Raw genomic sequence first — 15,750 nt, forward strand, 5'->3', positions numbered from 1 at the left:
TTACATGCCTTGCGCGCCGGCATTGCCGGTCGCCGGGCTGGTCGAGCTGTTCGAATCGTTCGCCTTGCCGCCGTTCAGCCGCGGCTGCATGCCGCCTGAGCCGGGCGTCGTTCCCTTGCCGGCGGCGTTCGTGCCATTGGCCGTCCCGCCGATGCCCGTCTGGCCGGCGCCTATGGCATCGTCGGCGGAGGCGGTCGAATGGTTCGTCGCCGCGCTTTGTCCCTTCGATGGTCCGTGACTCGCGCCAGGTTGCGTCTGGTCGGCGGCGCTGGCGGTGCCGGCGAGGGCGAGCATCAAAATGGACAGCGCGAATGTTCTGCTTGCGTTCATGAGTAGTCTCCGCTGGATCGGGACGCCCGCCGATATGCGAGGCGTGGTCCCCATCCACGCGCAAGCCGCGTTCCGCTCAATCGAGACCTTCGTGCTCGAATGCCAGCTTCACCGCCGGCCGTTCGCGCATGCGCTGATAGAAGGCTTGCAAGGGCGCGGGCGCCTCGATGCCCACTTTCTTCGCCCACGTCAGCATGGTGAAGAGATAGGCGTCGGCGACGCTCGCCTGATCGCCGAACAGGTAGTCGCCCTTCATCATCTTCGCGATCAACTCGAACCGCTGCCCGATCTTCTCGCGCCCCGCTGCCGCCTCCGCATCCGACGACGGCTTGAAAACGCGGCCAAACTGCTTGTGAATTTCAGTGGAAATGAACGCGAGCGTCTCCAGCAGCCGCGATTGACCGTCCTCGCCCGATGGCGCGAGTTGCGGCGCGCGCTGCGCCACCCACGCAAGAATCGCGATGTTCTCGGTGAGACGCCGGCCATCGTCGAATTCGAGGACGGGCACGTAGCTCTTGGGATTGATGTCGTCGAAAGACTGGCCGTCTTCGGTCTTCTTGGTCTTCAGATCGACCTTCACACGGTCAAAGTCGATGCCCGCTTCGTGCAGCGCGATGTGATCGGCGAGACTGCACGCACCGGGCGCGAGATAGAGTTTCATTGCGGCTCCTTGGGTCGTGACCGCGGCATGCGGCAACGTCCGATGCGCGAGCAAGGTGCATGCCGCTGCACGGTCCATCTAAGCCGCCGGCAAGGACGCACAGGTATGATACGGCCGTTGCTCGCAGATGAGCCTGTATGCCGCGATTCCGGACGCGTTGACGTCATGGCGGAGCGGCACGCCGTCGCCGACGGTCGAGTTTTCCGCACGCGCGTAGCGGCTTCCCCATGTTCCACACACCCGATACCGAAACACTCCGCCTGTGCAGCGTGCTCACGAGCATCGCGTTCGGGCTGGTCTTCGCCCTGTTCCGTTTTGGCGGCCGCCGCGAGGCTTACTTCATGCACTGGTCAGCGAGCGCGTTCCTGTACGCGGCCGTGCTGATCGGCTTCGATTCCGCGCCGCGCGGCCAGCCGTTCGCCATCAGCCTGCTGATGGGCGCGCTTGCCGCGACCAACATGCTGATCGTCTCGGGCCTGCGCGCCTTCGACGGCAAGCCGCCGTTCCGCCTCTGGATGCTCGCGCCGGTCGCGGGCTGCGCCGTGGTCCACGTGCTGCCGGTGCTGATCGCCGGACGCGGCCCCGGCACCGGCGCATGGACGCAGGCGGTCGATACGGTGACCATCGCCATCTCCGCAGGCATTGCGGGCGGCATCCTGCTCGCGAGCGGACGGCGCGACCAGAGCCGCGCACGGCGCATCGCGGGGCTGGCCATCCTCGGTTATCTGCCGGGCTATGCGATCGTGCTCGTGGCCATCTTTTCGATGACGCCGCGCATCAACTATCTCGCGCTGATCCCGATGCTCTCCGACCAGCTCTTGCTGGGCGTGCTCAATCTCGGCCTGCTCGCGATTCCCGCCGAACGCGCGCAACAGCGGCTCATCGACGCCGCGCTGCGCGATCCGCTGACGGGCGCCTGGAACCGCGCGGGCTTCGACCGGCAGGCGGGGCGGCTGGCGTCGGCGGGCGCGACCGTGCTCGCCATCGACCTCGATCACTTCAAGCAGATCAACGACCGCCACGGCCACCTTGCCGGCGATACCGTGCTGATCGAACTCGCGCGGCTGGCGGGCGCCGAGGTGGCGTCGCTGGGCGGCGCCTTCGGGCGGCTGGGCGGCGACGAGTTCGTCGCCATCCTGCCGGCCTCACGCGCGCCGGATGCGCAGGCCTGCGCGAGCCAGATTCACGAGGCGTGCCGCAAATACACCGAAGGCATGCCGGAATGGACGACGAGCATCGGCGTGTCGCAGATCCTGGCCGGCGAGACCGGTCATCAGGCGGCGCTGCATCGTGCCGATGGCGCGCTCTATCGCGCGAAGCTGACGGGGCGCAACAAGCTGACCGCCTGACGCTTTGGCTTGCCTTCAGCAGTGCTGCAACGCATCCGACAAGTCCGCGATCAGATCGTCCGGATGTTCGAGCCCGACCGACAGCCGGATCAATCCCTCCGACACGCCCGCCGCCGCGCGCACCTCCGCCGGCACGCCTGAATGCGTCGTGGAGGCCGGGTGGCAGACCAGCGATTCCGTGCCGCCGAGACTCACCGCCGACCTGAACAGCGACAGCCCGTTGATGAGCCGGAACGCCTGCTCGCGGCCGCCGTCGAGCACGAACGCGAAGGTCGAGCCCGGACCGCTGCACTGGCGCCGGTACACGGCCTGATACGCCGCGTCTTCGATCAGTTCCGGATGCAGCACCTTCACCGGCTTGAACGGATTGTCGGCGAGCCAGCGCGCGACCGCCGTGCCGCTGCGCGCGGCGCGTTCCATGCGCAGCACGAGCGTTTCCATCGAACGCGCGATCATCCAGCACGAATGCGGGTCGAGCTGCGAGCCGAGCGTGCCGCGGATCGCGCGCAAGGTCTTGATAAGCCCCGCCGGACCGGTGATGCCGCCCGCCACCAGGTCGCTGTGCCCGCCGATGTACTTGGTCAGCGAGTACACGCACAGATCGACGCCATGCTGCGCCGGCTTCTGGAACAGCGGCCCGAGCAGCGTGTTGTCGCACACCGAAAGCGGACGGTAGCCGTGACGTTGCGCGAAGCCGTCGAGTTCGCGGCGCAGCGCATCGAGATCGAACAGCGCGTCGGTGGGATTGGCGGGCGTTTCGACGTAGCACATCGCGACCTTGCCGGTTTGCGCGGCGGCGTCCAGTGCGGCGCGCAGCGATTCGGGCGAGAGGCCGTCCGCGATCGGATGCGAATGCACGCCCCATTCGGGCAGGAACTTCGACATCAGCGTTTCCGTGCCGCCGTACAGCGGCACGGACTGCACCACGCAGTCGCCGGGGCGCAGGAAGGCCAGCAGGACGGCCGCGATGGCCGCCATGCCGCTCGATGTCGCGAGCGCGGCTTCGGAGCCGTCGAGCAGCGCAAGACGGTCCTCGATGATCTCCAGGTTCGGATGATTGAAGCGGCTGTAGACCAGCCCGGCGCTTTCGCCTTCGGGCAGCGGCTTGCGGCCCGCGACCATGTCGAAGAACTCGGCGCCGTCCTCGGCGGTGCGGAACGCGAAGGTCGAGGTCAGGAACACGGGCGGCTTGACCGATCCCTCCGACAAGAACGGATCGTAGCCGTACGACATCATCTGGGTCTCGGGATGCAGTTCGCGGTCGCCGATCGTGCGCTTGTGATAGGTGCGGTAGGCCATGCTTCGCTCCGGCTGGTTGAGGGTAGTTCTGGCTCATGCTAACCGGAACTATCGGAGGGCACGGTGCAGGTCGATGCACGCCGATGGTGCTGCGTTGCACCATGCCGCGCCTTGCCGTCATGGCCGCAAAAACCACTCAAAGCCCCGCCACACAACGCTCCCGGCACGTTAGGCCCGCATGGCCCGGAAGTTGCCTTGACTGAAGCCTCCGGTTCAACGACGAGCCGGAGCTCGATGGCTTGACCGCTCGCGCGCTGCGCGACCCCGACAACGGCGTCCACGGATTCTGTCTCCGACAGCATCCGGAGGACGCCTTTTTTGTTTCTGAAAACCCGAACGATGGCGATGACGGCAAGAACGGTCGATACGGTGTGTCCGTACTGCGGCGTGGGCTGCGGGATGACGCTGCACGTCGAGAACGAGCAGGTCATCAAGATATCCGGCAACAAGGATCATCCGGGCAACTACGGTCGGCTCTGCACCAAGGGCTCGTCGGCGCATGTGGCGCTGCGCAAGTCGGGCCGGCTGGAGAAGGCTTTCGTGCGGCACGCGCGCCATGCCGATCCCACGCCGATGCCGCTCGAACGCGCGTTCGACGCCACCGCCCGCCGCCTGCGCGGGATCCTCGACACGCACGGTCCCGATGCGCTGTCGTTCTACGTCTCCGGCCAGATGTCGATCGAGGCGCAGTACCTCGTCAACAAGCTGGCGAAGGGCTTCATCGGCACGAACAACATCGAGTCGAATTCGCGGCTGTGCATGGCGAGCGCGGGCAGCGGCTACAAGCTGTCGCTGGGCGCGGACGGTCCGCCCGGCTCCTACGAGGACTTCGACCGCGCGAACCTGTTCTTCGTGACCGGCGCGAACATGGCGGACTGTCATCCGATCCTGTTCCTGCGCATGATGGACCGGGTGAAGGCGGGCGCGAAGCTGATCGTCGTCGATCCGCGCCGCAACGCCACCGCCGATAAAGCCGATCTCTTCATGCAGATCCGCCCCGGCACCGATCTCGCGCTGCTCAACGGCCTGCTGCATCTGCTGCACGCGAACGGCCATACGGACGCCGCGTTCATCGCCGGGCACACGCAAGGCTGGGACGAGATGCCCGCGTTCCTCGCCGATTACACGCCGGAGAAAGTCGCCGCCCTCACCGGCATTCCGGAAGGCGATCTGCGTCAGGCGGCGCAGTGGATCGGCGATGCGCCCGAATGGATGAGCTGCTGGACCATGGGCCTCAACCAGAGCACGCACGGCACCTGGAACACGAACGCCATCTGCAACCTGCATCTCGCGACGGGCAAGATCTGCCGTCCGGGCAGCGGCCCGTTTTCGCTGACCGGACAACCCAACGCGATGGGCGGCCGCGAGATGGGCTACATGGGCCCCGGCTTGCCTGGCCAGCGTTCCGTGCTGGCGGAGGCGGACCGCGCGTTCGTCGAAGGCGTGTGGAAGGTGCCGCCGGGCACGCTGCGCACGGAGGTGGGCAGCGGCACCATCGACCTGTTCGCGCGCATGAAGTCCGGCGACGTCAAGGCGTGCTGGATCATCTGCACGAATCCGGTGGCGAGCGTCGCGAACCGCGCGACGGTCGTGGAAGGCTTGCAGGCGGCGGAGCTCGTCATCACGCAGGACGCCTTCCTCGACACCGAGACCAACCGTTACGCTGACGTGCTCCTGCCCGGCGCGCTGTGGGCCGAGGCGGAAGGCGTGATGATCAACTCGGAGCGCAACATGACGCTCACGCAGAAGGCCGTCGAGCCGCCGGGCGACGCGCTGCCGGACTGGCAGATCATTGCGCGCGTCGCGTGCGCGATGGGTTTCGCCGACGCCTTCACTTATGCGAGCGCCGCCGAGGTCTTCGACGAAATCACGCGCTTCGCCAATCCGCAGACCGGCTACGACCTGCGCGGCGCGAGTCATGCGCGGCTGCGCGAGACGCCGCTGCAATGGCCCTGCGCGCCGGAAGGCGGGCGCGAGCGCAATCCGATTCGTTATCTCGACGCCGCTACCGCGCGCCTCAGGTTCGCGACGCCGCATGGCAAGGGCGTGTTCTTCGCGCGTCCGCATGTCGATCCGAAGGAACTGCCGGACGCCGACTATCCCGTCGTGCTGAATACGGGCCGCCTGCAGCATCAGTGGCACACGATGACCAAGACCGGCAAGGTCGCGATGCTGAACAAGCTGAACCCGGCGCCGTTCGTCGAACTGCATCCGGACGACGCGGCGTCGCTCGGCGTGACGCAGAAGGATCGCGTGGAGATCCGCTCGCGGCGCGGCCGGGCGGTGCTGCCGGCGGTCGTGACCGAGCGCGTGCGTCCCGGCAACTGCTTCGCGCCGATGCACTGGAACGACATGTTCGGCGACGACCTGTGCATCAACGCGGTCACGAGCGATGCCGTCGATCCGCTCTCGCAACAGCCGGAACTGAAGTTCTGCGCCGTGACGCTGAGCCGCGTCGAAGCAGAAGTCCACATCGACAGCAACACTCCCACTCCGCAGCAGGAAAACGCCATGTCCCGCCTCGACGCCCTTTCGACGCTCCTCGGTATCGGCGAGGTCGCCGCGCCCCCGCTGAGCGACACCGACCGGCTGTATCTGGCGGGCTTCGTCAGCGGACTGCGTTCGGGCGGAAGTGAAGCGCGCGGCGTGCCCGTGTTGCCCGCCAACGCGCCGTTCAACGCCGCGACACGCGTCTGGGTCGATGGGCTGCTCGCGGGTCTGTTCAGCCGTGGCGAAGCGCCGCCCTTGTTAGCCAGCACCGACGCGCCCGAGCCTGAACTGCAGATCGCGCATACGCGGCCCAAGGTCGCGTTGCTGTGGGCGTCGCAGACGGGCAATGTCGAATCGCTGGTCGAGTCCTACGCCACGCAACTGATGGAATCCGGCTTCGAGATCCGCACGGCGTGCATGTCCGACTGCGCGGTCGCGAGTCTCGCGAAGTCGCACTATGTGCTGCTGATGACCAGCACGTTCGGCGACGGCGATGCGCCCGACAACGGCCAGGACTTCTGGTCCGCGCTCAAGGCCACCGATGCGCCGCGCCTCGAGTCGCTGCGCTACGCGGTGCTGGCTTTCGGCGACACGAGCTACGACGCGTTCTGCGGCCACGGCCGCAACCTTGATGCGCGTCTCGCGGAACTGGGCGGCATGCGCCTGCTGGCGCGGACCGATTGCGACACGGACTTCCAGACCGCCGCCGATGGCTGGCTCGCGCGGATCATCGCCCGCATCAAGGACGACGACGCGGCGCTGCACGCGGTGCCCGCGCAGGGCGCGATTCCCGACGTGCTGAGCCCGGGCGCCGCGAGCAAGGCGCGTCCGGCGCCGTCACGGCTGCTGCGCAATGTGCGGCTCAACCATCCGGGCGCGGCCAAGGACACGCGCTCGTTCGCGTTTTCGACGGCAGAATCCGGCCTCGACTACGAAGCCGGCGACGCGCTGGGCGTCTGGCCGACCAACTGTCCCGAGCTCGTCGGCGAGGTGCTGAGCCTGACGAAGCTCGACGCCGATGCGCCCGTGCACGTTTCAGGCTCAGGCGAGATGCGGCTCGCCGATGCACTGGCCACGCATTACGAGATCGCCCGCCCGAGTCCGGAAGCGCTGAAGCTGATCGCGGCGCGCACGCCCGGGCCCGCGCTGAAGCAACTGCTCGGCGACGAGCGCAAGAACGAGCTGAAATCCTGGCTGTGGGGCCAGCAACTCGCGGATGTGCTGCACGAGCATCCCGCGTCGCTGTCGGCGGATGAACTGCTCGGCGTGCTCAAGCGCATGCAGCCGCGCCTGTACTCGATTTCGTCGAGCCCGAAGGCGCATGCGGGCGAAGTGCATCTGACCGTTTCGGCGGTGCGCTACGACAATGGCCGCCGCAAGCGCAAGGGCGTGTCATCGACGTTCCTCGCCGACCGCGCCCACGATGCCGACGTGCCGCTGTTCGTGCAGAAGAGCGCGCATTTCCGTCCGCCGCGCCAGGGCGACACGCCGATCATCATGGTTGGTCCCGGCACCGGCGTCGCGCCGTTTCGCGGCTTCCTGCACGAGCGCCGCGCGCGCGGCGACACGGGACGCAACTGGCTGTTCTTCGGCGAGCAGCATGCGGCCACCGACTTCTACTATCGCGAGGAACTCGAAGGCATGAGCCGGTCGGGCCTGTTGAACCGTTTCGACACGGCGTTCTCGCGCGACCAGCGCGACAAGGTCTACGTGCAGGACCGCATGCGCGAGCAGGGCGCCGAGCTCTGGTCGTGGCTGCAGGACGGCGCGAACTTCTACGTCTGCGGCGATGCGAGCCGCATGGCGAAGGACGTCGATGCCGCATTGCGCGAGATCGTCGCGCGGCATGGCGGACTCACGGACGAGCGGGCGGCGGAGTACGTGTCCTCGCTCGCGCGCGACAAGCGTTATCTGCGCGACGTGTATTGACCTGGGCGTTGGCCTGAGCGGCGGGCCCTCGCGTTGAATGCCGTTACACTCCGTGCTCACGGTTCGGAAAGTTGGAGCATGGAGTGAAGCGAATCCTCATCATCGGCATCGGGGCGGGCAATCCGGAATACGTCACGGTTCAGGCCATCAACGCGCTGAATCAGGCCGACGTGTTCTTCGTGATGGACAAGGGCGAAGCGAAGGCGAAGCTCATCGCGCTGCGTCGCGAGATCATCGAGCGCTATGTGAAGGAGCGCGACTACCGGATCGTCGAGGCGACCAATCCCGAGCGCCGGCGCGATACCGCCAGCTATACCGATGCCGTCGATATCCTGAACCGCGACAAGCAGGCCGTGTTCGAGCGGCTGATCGGCGAGGAATTGCGCGACGGCGAATGCGGCGCGTTCCTCGTCTGGGGCGATCCTTCGCTGTATGACAGCACGATGCGCATCGTCGAGGCCATCGTCGCGAGCGGGCGGCTGGCCTTCGAGTATGAGGTGATTCCGGGCATCAGCAGCGTGCAGGCGCTGGCGGCGAAGCATCGCGTGGCGCTCAACGCGATCGGCCGCGCGGTGGAGATCACCAATGGCCGGGGCATCGCCGAAGGCTTTCCCGAGCGCGCCGACAGCGCCGTCGTGATGCTCGACGCGCAGAACGCGTTCCGGCAACTGGCGCACGAGGATCTCGACATTTTCTGGGGCGCGTATGTCGGCACCGACGACGAGATCCTCATCTCCGGCCCGCTGCGCGACGTGATGGACGAGATCGAGCGGGTGCGCGCCGAAGCTCGCGCGCGGCACGGCTGGATCATGGACACCTATCTGCTCAAGCGCCGCACGCCGTCGCGCGACTGACACGGAGACCCTCTTGAACCCCATTCTCAATCTCTTCGATCTCACCGGACGCCGCGCCTTGATCACCGGCTCCAGCACCGGCATCGGCTTCGCGCTGGCGCGCGGTCTCGGCGGCGCGGGCGCGCAGGTCGTGCTCAATGGCCGCGATCAGACGCGCCTCGACGAAGCGCTCAGTCAGCTCCGCGCCGAAGGCATCACGGCGCAGGCGGCGCGGTTCGACGCGACTTCGCCGGAACAGGTGACTGAAGCGGTCGCGCGCATCGAGGCCGACAGCGGTCCGATCGACATTCTCGTCAACAACGCCGGCATGCAGCGCCGCGCGCCGCTGGAGACGTTCTCGCACGAGCAATGGCGCACGCTGATGCAGACCAACGTCGACAGCGTGTTCCTCGTCGGGCAGGCGGTGGCGCGCTTCATGATCGGGCGCGGCGCAGGCAAGATCATCAACGTCTGCTCGGTGCAGAGCGAACTCGGGCGGCCGAACATCGCCGCCTATACCGCCACCAAGGGCGCGGTAAAGATGCTCACCAAGGGCATGGCGATCGACTGGGGTCCGCACGGCATCCAGGTCAACGGGCTCGGGCCGGGCTATATCAAGACCGAACTGACCGAGGCCCTCGTCAACGACGAAGCGTTCAGCGCGTGGCTGATCGGCCGCACGCCGTCGCGCCGATGGGGCGATGTCGAGGATCTCGCCGGCGCGGCCGTGTTCCTCGCCAGCGACGCGTCGCGCTTCGTGAACGGCCACGTGCTCTACGTGGACGGCGGCGTGACGGCGACGCTGTAGGGCGTTTTGGGGCGGCATACGCCCTTGCTTCACTCGAATGCCGCGCGATTCACCTCGACGAATTCGCGCACGGTCTGCGGCGCACGCCCCGTGATCTCGCCAATCACGCCGTCCGCGCCCGCGAAGATGCCGTTCTGATAATCGACGGCAATCGCGACGAAATGCTGGATCATGAATTCGGGCAGCTTGTAGTGCTCGAGATGCTTCCGGTAGTCGTCGAGCGACGAAGGCTGGTAGGTGACCGTGCGGCCGAGCGTTGCGCCGATTTCATCGGCGATCTGCTGCTGAGTCATTTCCACCGGCCCGCACAAGGTGACCGTCTTGCCGATATGCCCTTCAGGCTGCGTGAGCACGGCGGCGATCAGGCGCGCCTGGTCTTTGGCGGCGATCGGCGCGTGACGTCCTTCGCCATACGGCAGCGTGATGACGCCGTCGCGCACGATCTGGTCGCGCACCCACGGGAAGACCAGCCATTCGGAGAAGAAGGTCGGACGAATGTGCACGACAGGCACGCCCGACCAGTCCAGCACCCGTTCCGCGATCCAGTGGTCGCGCGCCGCGTGGCTCTGCGAATCCTCCCGCGCCGAAATCTGCGACATCTCCACGACCACGCCGACGTTCGCGCGCCGCGCCGCGTCGGCGAAATAGGCGGCGGCCTGGATATAACCCGGGCGCACCGGATAGCACAGATAGGCGCCATCGACGCCCTGCATCGCGCGGATCACGTCGTCGTGTTCGAGCAGATCGCCTTCCACGATCTCCGCGCCGGCTTCGCGCAACGCTTCACTGCGCTCGTCCTGCTGGTGTACGAAGGCGCGCACCGCGTGCCCCTGATCCAGAAGCTGACGGATGGTATGGACGCCGGTCTTGCCGGTGGCGCCGGTGATGAGATAGGTGCGTCGTTGCATGATGCGTTCTCCGCAGTTGAAGTGTATATGCACTTTTGAGGCGATATGAAAGGCCCGACAGGCGGGCCAACGGGGTTACAGCGCTTCGAGATGTCGTTGTACGTCGTGCAGGACGGCCGTGGAGGCTTCCGGGTCGCCGATGATGCGCGCGATGGTGACGGCGCCGATCATCGCCGAGAGGGCGAACACGGCTTCGGATCGCGCCGCCCCGCGATGCCGGCGGCGAATGTGTTGCGCCATCACGTCGACCAGCTGGTCGAAGCCGTGCGCGGCGGCGGCGCGGGTGTCGTCGTCCGCATGCGCCAGTTCGCTGCCCATGCCGGCGAGCGGACAGCCGTGCCCGGGCGCGTCGCGGTGCTGTTCCGACACGTAGGCCGCGACGATCGCCTGGAAGGCTTCCTTGCCCGCGAGTGCGCCGGCGGCGGCATCGAGCGTGCCGATGACGTCGCCGATGCCGGCTTCACAGGCCTCGGCGACCAGTTGATCCTTGGAGTCGAAATGCCGGTAGAACCCGCCGTGCGACAGCCCGGCGGCCGACATGATGTCGGCGACACCGGTGGCCTGAATGCCTTTCGAGCGGAACGCGCGTGCGGCGACATCGACGATGCGCTGGCGTGTTTCAGCTGTTTCGGCGTTGGATTTACGCATGGCGTGCCGCTCCGTGACTGCATGTTTTAGATGATAGGGATCATCTAAAACGAAGTCAAATGCGGCAGAGGCAAGAATGAATTGCGCGGCGGCCAGGCAATGCTGCCGCTGCGCCGCTGGATCAGGCGCTGGGCTTGGCGTCGGCTTCGGGGGCTTCCGGCGCTTTCGGCGCTTCGGTTGCTTTCGGCGTTTCCGCCGCCTTCGGAGCCGCTGCGCTGCGCGCCTGGCGATTGTTCTCCAGATACACGGCGCGCGCCGCGTCGGCCGAAGTCACTTCGCCTGCTGCGGCGCCGGTCAGGTCCACACGTGCCGCGCCTTCCGCGAGGCTCGTCCAATAGCGATTGCCCCGGCACCACACCTTGATGGCGGCGCGCAGTTCGCGCTCGCTCAGCTGCAACTCTTCGGCGTGTTTCATCAGATCTTCGAAGATGCCAACCTTGAGCGGCTTCTTCGGCGCGGGGTTCTTCGGGAAGGCGAGCGGGAAGCGCTTTTGCAGCTTGCCGATGGTATGCACGACCGGATCCACGGGCTTCGCGGGCGCAGCCGGCGGAGGAGGAGGCGTGGGCGCAGGCGCGCGCCGCGCGCGAGGCGGCTTCTTCGCCTTGGCGGCCTTGCTTTGTGCCGCTTCCTGCTCGGCTTGCCTGGCCTGCTGCGCGAGTTGTTTTTTCAGTCCTGCGAGTTGTTCGAAGCCCATTACTTCCTACCTGTGGAAAACGTACGCCGATTTTATCAGCCCCGATCGACGCTTTCCCGGACCGGGCCTCGCGCCGTAACCGTTCTAGGTGTCCGAAGCGGGATCGTCGGCGCCGAGCCGTTCGAGCAGTTCCTCGACCTGCTGCAACTGCTTCGGCAGCAGATCCCCGGCGCTGCGAAGCTTTTTCAGACGCTGCCGCCAGTACGCAGGCGGCAGCGCGGGGTGATCGTCCCGCGCGGACGACTCGATCGCAAGCCGCAGATGCGCCAGATCGGCGTCTGTAAGGGCGAGGCGGCGGGCGTCGGTCAGTCTCTGTTTTTTGCGGTTCATGCCGCTTTTCTGTGTGCTTTTAATAAGCTCCTATGGTGCATGGAGTGTCCACAGGGCGCATACCCTACTTTCGTAGGTGCACGAAAGCAGGGGCGCGCTGACTTGTCGTTGCAACAAAACGCTCAGACGGCGAAGTCGGTGGAGCTGGACAGCGTTTGCCACGCGGCGGTTTCGGCCGTGACGTACGCGTTCTTCTCCGCGATCGCCCGCAGCGTGTCCGTGCCGAGCGCGAGGCGCAGTGGCGGGTTGGGCGCATCGGCAAGCGTGACGAGCGCGGCGGCGAGCTTCTGTGGATCGCCGGGCTGGTTGTGATTCATCTCGACGGCCAGACGGCGGATCTGTCCCGAAGTCGCATCGTAGTCGCCGATGACCTCCTGGCCGACCATCAGCGACGACGCGTCCAGGAAGTCCGTGCGGAAATAGCCCGGCTCGACGACGGTGGCATGCACGCCGAGCGGCTGCAATTCCGCGTGCAGCGCCTCGGTGATGCCCTCGACGGCGAATTTCGTCGAGCAATACACGCCGAAGCCCGCCGCCGAGCGATAGCCGCCCACCGAGGACATGTTCATCACGTGTCCGGCGCGCTGGCGGCGCATGACGGGCAGCACGGCGCGCGTGACGTTGAGCAGCCCGAAGACGTTGGTGTCGAACATGCGGCGCACGTCGGCATCGCTGGATTCCTCAATGGCCGCGAGCAGGCCGAAGCCGGCGTTGTTCACCAGCACGTCGATGCGGCCGAATCTGCCGATGGCGGCTTCGACGGCGGCCTTTGCCTGGCCTTCGTCGGTGACGTCCAGCGCGACCGGCAGCAGGGCGGGCGATTCGCCCAGGCGTTCGGTGATGGCCGCTGTGTTGCGGCCGGTGGCGACGACGGCGTGACCGGCGTCGAGCGCGGCTTGCGCGATCAGGGCGCCCAGTCCGCGCGAGGCGCCGGTGATGAACCAGACGCGCTTGTATTGCGAGGTGTTGACGTTGCTCATGATGTGCTCCGTTGTGTCGGTGGTGAGGGTGTAACGAAGCTTAGGCCGACGGATTCGCTCAAACTAGTGAGGCAACGTTAGACTGATAATCAACTTTTATTTGCGAATCGGGAGTACGGCGATGAACGAAGTCCGCGCGATTTCGATCTTCGTGCGCACCGCGACGCTGGGCAACCTGCGGCGGGCGGCGGTCGATCAGGGCATCTCGCCGCAGGCGGCGAGTCACGCGGTGATGCAGCTGGAAAAGTCGCTTGGCGTGCGGCTGTTTCATCGCACGACGCGCAAGCTAAGCCTGACGGAAGAGGGGCAGCGGCTGTTGCAGAGCGTCGAGCCGGCGCTTGCGGTGTTGACCTCCGCACTCGCCGATGCGCGCCGCGCCAAGGAGGAGATCGCCGGACCGTTGCGCATCAGCGCGCCGAAGGCGCTGAGCCGCGCGCTATGGCCTTCGGTGCTCGAATTCGCGACGCTTTATCCGGACGTGCAGCTCGACGTCCGTTTCGATGACCATTTCACCGATCTGGTCGAGGAACGCGCGGATGTCGGCCTGCGCGGCGGCTCGCCGCCGGCGGGCGGTGCGATCGCGCGGCGGCTGGTGCCCATTCAGCTGATCGTGTGTGCGTCGCCGGCGTATGTCGAACGGCATGGCGCGCCGCGCACGGTCGACGAACTCGCCGCGCATCGCTGCACGGGATATCGGCGGGCGAATACGGGAAAGCAGGCGCCCTGGGAATTCATGATGGGCGACGAGATCGTGTATCGGGAAATCGAGGCTTCGCTGTGCGCGAACGATGTCGACGCGGAAACGGACACCGTGCTCGCGGGGCTGGCGATTGGCCAGTTGGGCAGCTTTTCGGCGGTTCCGGCAATTCGCGACGGGCGGCTCGTGCCCTTGCTGACGAAACATCTGACGCAGCGCGAAGCGATCTATATCCACTATCGACGGCGGACCGAGCAGCCATTGCGCGTGCGAACCTTTATCGATTTCATGATCGAAAAGCTTGCTGATAACCGGGATTTTTATCTGACGGCGGCGGAGGTGCGGGGAGGCGGGCAGGTGGGGCGGTAGTTATACAAAATTTTTTTATGCGGTGGCGGTGGTGCGGTAAAACTCTTCAGCACGATCCATGGCCGGAGAGGCTTCCATTGCTGACGTCACTTGAAGCATTCATCAGAAAAGAAGCGTGTATCGCTTTGGGAAAGCCAATTACGCGCGATATGACCATCGCATTCGACCTCGGCCAACAAGGAGACGATGCCGATATCTTCATGCAGCGTTTCTTCGAAGCATTCGAGGTCGACGAAGGCGACTACGATTTTCGTCGCTATTTTCTGATGGAAGGCGACGGCGTTCTCTACCACCTCATTACGCGATTCATTCTGCGAAAACGCCACTCGACAACCAAAGAGCCGCTAACGGTAGGCATGCTATACGACGCCATGGCTCGCGGCAGGGGGGATGCCGCATCGCTCGCGACGCATGCCGATTGACCGTCTACTCCGCCCCCGCCAACTTGTCCTGCGTGCGCGTCTCGAAGTCGCCCGCATCATGCCGTTCATGCAACTGCTCCGACGGCTCGCCAAACGTCCGATTGACCATACGGCCACGCTGCACAGCAGGCCGCGCGTCAATCTCGCTGGCCCAGCGCTGCACGTGCTTGTATTCATCGACGGCAAGGAACTCCGCCGCGCCGTACAACCGGCCCTTCGCCAGCCCGCCGTACCACGGCCAGATGGCGATGTCGGCGATGGAATAGTCATCGCCCGCAATGTAGCGATGCTCGGCCAGACGCTTGTCGAGCACGTCGAGCTGACGCTTCGTTTCCATGGCGAAGCGGTCGATCGGATATTCCATCTTGCTCGGCGCATACGCATAAAAATGGCCGAAGCCGCCGCCGAGATACGGCGCGCTGCCCATCTGCCAGAACAGCCAGGACAGCACTTCGGCGCGTTCGCTGAAGTCGGTCGGCACGAACTCGCCGAACTTCTCCGCGAGATACAGCAGGATCGCGCCGGACTCGAACACGCGCACCGGCGTGGGACCGCTGCGATCGACGAGCGCAGGAATTTTCGAGTTCGGATTCGCGCCGACAAAGCCGCTGCCGAACTGGTCGCCATCGCCGATGCGGATGAGCCACGCATCGTATTCGGCGCCCTTGTGACCGCGCGCGAGCAGTTCCTCCAGCATCACCGTGACCTTCACGCCATTGGGCGTGGCCAGCGAATAAAGCTGCAACGGATGTTGTCCGACAGGAAGCGGCTTTTCGTGTGTCGGTCCGGAAATCGGACGATTGATGCTGGCGAACTGGCCGCCGTTGTCCTTGTTCCAGGTCCAGACCGTGGGCGGCACGTACTCGGGGGTCTCGCTCATGTTCGAAGCTCCTGCGCCAGATGAATGAGTTCCGGCGAGGTTAGCAGGTCGCCGGAAACGCTGCTTGGACGGGCCGCGCTCCGGTCCTTTGTACAATCGACGCCGGTTTCACAGGAGAGATTC

General features: G+C 66.0%; 15 protein-coding genes. 6 read left to right on the forward strand and 9 right to left on the reverse strand.

What is annotated here, in order from left to right; translation table 11 throughout:
- Together QCE62_RS16420 and QCE62_RS16425 are read right to left on the reverse strand one after the other, a co-directional pair.
- Positions 1-330 (reverse strand): hypothetical protein, encoded by a 330-nt coding sequence (locus QCE62_RS16420; protein WP_309920393.1) that lies wholly within the window; start codon positions 328-330, stop codon positions 1-3.
- 76 nt (positions 331-406) lie between these two features.
- Positions 407-991, reverse strand: a complete 585-nt coding sequence (locus QCE62_RS16425) for a glutathione binding-like protein (RefSeq protein ID WP_309920396.1) — start codon at positions 989-991, stop codon at positions 407-409.
- 227 nt (positions 992-1,218) lie between these two features.
- On the opposite strand from QCE62_RS16425, the gene QCE62_RS16430 reads away from it, so the two are divergent.
- On the forward strand, positions 1,219-2,340 hold the full coding sequence (locus tag QCE62_RS16430; RefSeq protein WP_309920399.1) for a GGDEF domain-containing protein: 1,122 nt from the start codon (positions 1,219-1,221) through the stop codon (positions 2,338-2,340).
- 15 nt (positions 2,341-2,355) lie between these two features.
- Here the strand turns inward: QCE62_RS16430 and QCE62_RS16435 are convergent, their stop codons facing one another.
- Complete coding sequence (locus tag QCE62_RS16435) at positions 2,356-3,639, reverse strand: cystathionine gamma-synthase family protein (RefSeq protein ID WP_309920402.1); 1,284 nt, start codon at positions 3,637-3,639, stop codon at positions 2,356-2,358.
- A gap of 345 nt (positions 3,640-3,984) precedes the next feature.
- Between QCE62_RS16435 and QCE62_RS16440 the strand changes: the two genes are divergently transcribed.
- From QCE62_RS16440 to QCE62_RS16450, 3 genes are all read left to right on the forward strand, one after another.
- Positions 3,985-8,058, forward strand: a complete 4,074-nt coding sequence (locus tag QCE62_RS16440; protein ID WP_309920405.1) for a bifunctional nitrate reductase/sulfite reductase flavoprotein subunit alpha — start codon at positions 3,985-3,987, stop codon at positions 8,056-8,058.
- 83 nt (positions 8,059-8,141) lie between these two features.
- Positions 8,142-8,912 carry a precorrin-6A synthase (deacetylating) gene (cobF, locus tag QCE62_RS16445; protein WP_309920407.1) on the forward strand — a complete coding sequence of 257 codons (771 nt, stop codon included), beginning with the start codon at positions 8,142-8,144 and terminating at the stop codon, positions 8,910-8,912.
- 13 nt (positions 8,913-8,925) lie between these two features.
- Positions 8,926-9,699: a glucose 1-dehydrogenase gene (locus QCE62_RS16450; protein WP_309920410.1), complete on the forward strand. Its 774-nt coding sequence runs from the start codon at positions 8,926-8,928 to the stop codon at positions 9,697-9,699.
- Positions 9,700-9,728: 29 nt separating this feature from the next.
- Here QCE62_RS16450 and QCE62_RS16455 read toward each other — a convergent pair whose 3' ends face one another.
- The 5 genes from QCE62_RS16455 to QCE62_RS16475 form a co-directional block, all read right to left on the reverse strand.
- Positions 9,729-10,607 carry an NAD(P)H-binding protein gene (locus QCE62_RS16455; protein WP_309920413.1) on the reverse strand — a complete coding sequence of 293 codons (879 nt, stop codon included), beginning with the start codon at positions 10,605-10,607 and terminating at the stop codon, positions 9,729-9,731.
- Between the two features lie 75 nt (positions 10,608-10,682).
- A complete protein-coding gene (locus QCE62_RS16460) occupies positions 10,683-11,255 on the reverse strand; it encodes a TetR family transcriptional regulator (protein WP_309920416.1) in 573 nt (190 codons plus the stop codon).
- A 121-nt stretch (positions 11,256-11,376) separates the two neighbouring features.
- Entirely contained in the window at positions 11,377-11,949 is a 573-nt protein-coding gene (locus QCE62_RS16465; RefSeq protein WP_309920421.1) for a ProQ/FinO family protein, read from the reverse strand.
- An 84-nt stretch (positions 11,950-12,033) separates the two neighbouring features.
- Positions 12,034-12,279, reverse strand: a complete 246-nt coding sequence (locus QCE62_RS16470) for a hypothetical protein (protein WP_309920423.1) — start codon at positions 12,277-12,279, stop codon at positions 12,034-12,036.
- Positions 12,280-12,401: 122 nt separating this feature from the next.
- Positions 12,402-13,259, reverse strand: a complete 858-nt coding sequence (locus QCE62_RS16475; protein ID WP_309920426.1) for an oxidoreductase — start codon at positions 13,257-13,259, stop codon at positions 12,402-12,404.
- Between the two features lie 121 nt (positions 13,260-13,380).
- Here QCE62_RS16475 and QCE62_RS16480 point away from each other — a divergent pair, with 121 nt between their 5' ends.
- A complete protein-coding gene (locus QCE62_RS16480; RefSeq protein WP_309920429.1) occupies positions 13,381-14,325 on the forward strand; it encodes a LysR family transcriptional regulator in 945 nt (314 codons plus the stop codon).
- 77 nt (positions 14,326-14,402) lie between these two features.
- Entirely contained in the window at positions 14,403-14,747 is a 345-nt protein-coding gene (locus tag QCE62_RS16485; RefSeq protein WP_309920432.1) for a DUF1493 family protein, read from the forward strand.
- 4 nt (positions 14,748-14,751) lie between these two features.
- On the opposite strand, the gene yghU is transcribed toward QCE62_RS16485, so the two are convergent.
- A complete protein-coding gene (gene yghU / locus QCE62_RS16490) occupies positions 14,752-15,627 on the reverse strand; it encodes a glutathione-dependent disulfide-bond oxidoreductase (RefSeq protein ID WP_309920434.1) in 876 nt (291 codons plus the stop codon).
- Between the last annotated feature and the right edge of the window lie 123 nt (positions 15,628-15,750).

Origin of the sequence: Caballeronia sp. LZ033 (assembly GCF_031451265.1) — a bacterium.
Classification (GTDB): Bacteria; Pseudomonadota; Gammaproteobacteria; order Burkholderiales; family Burkholderiaceae; genus Caballeronia.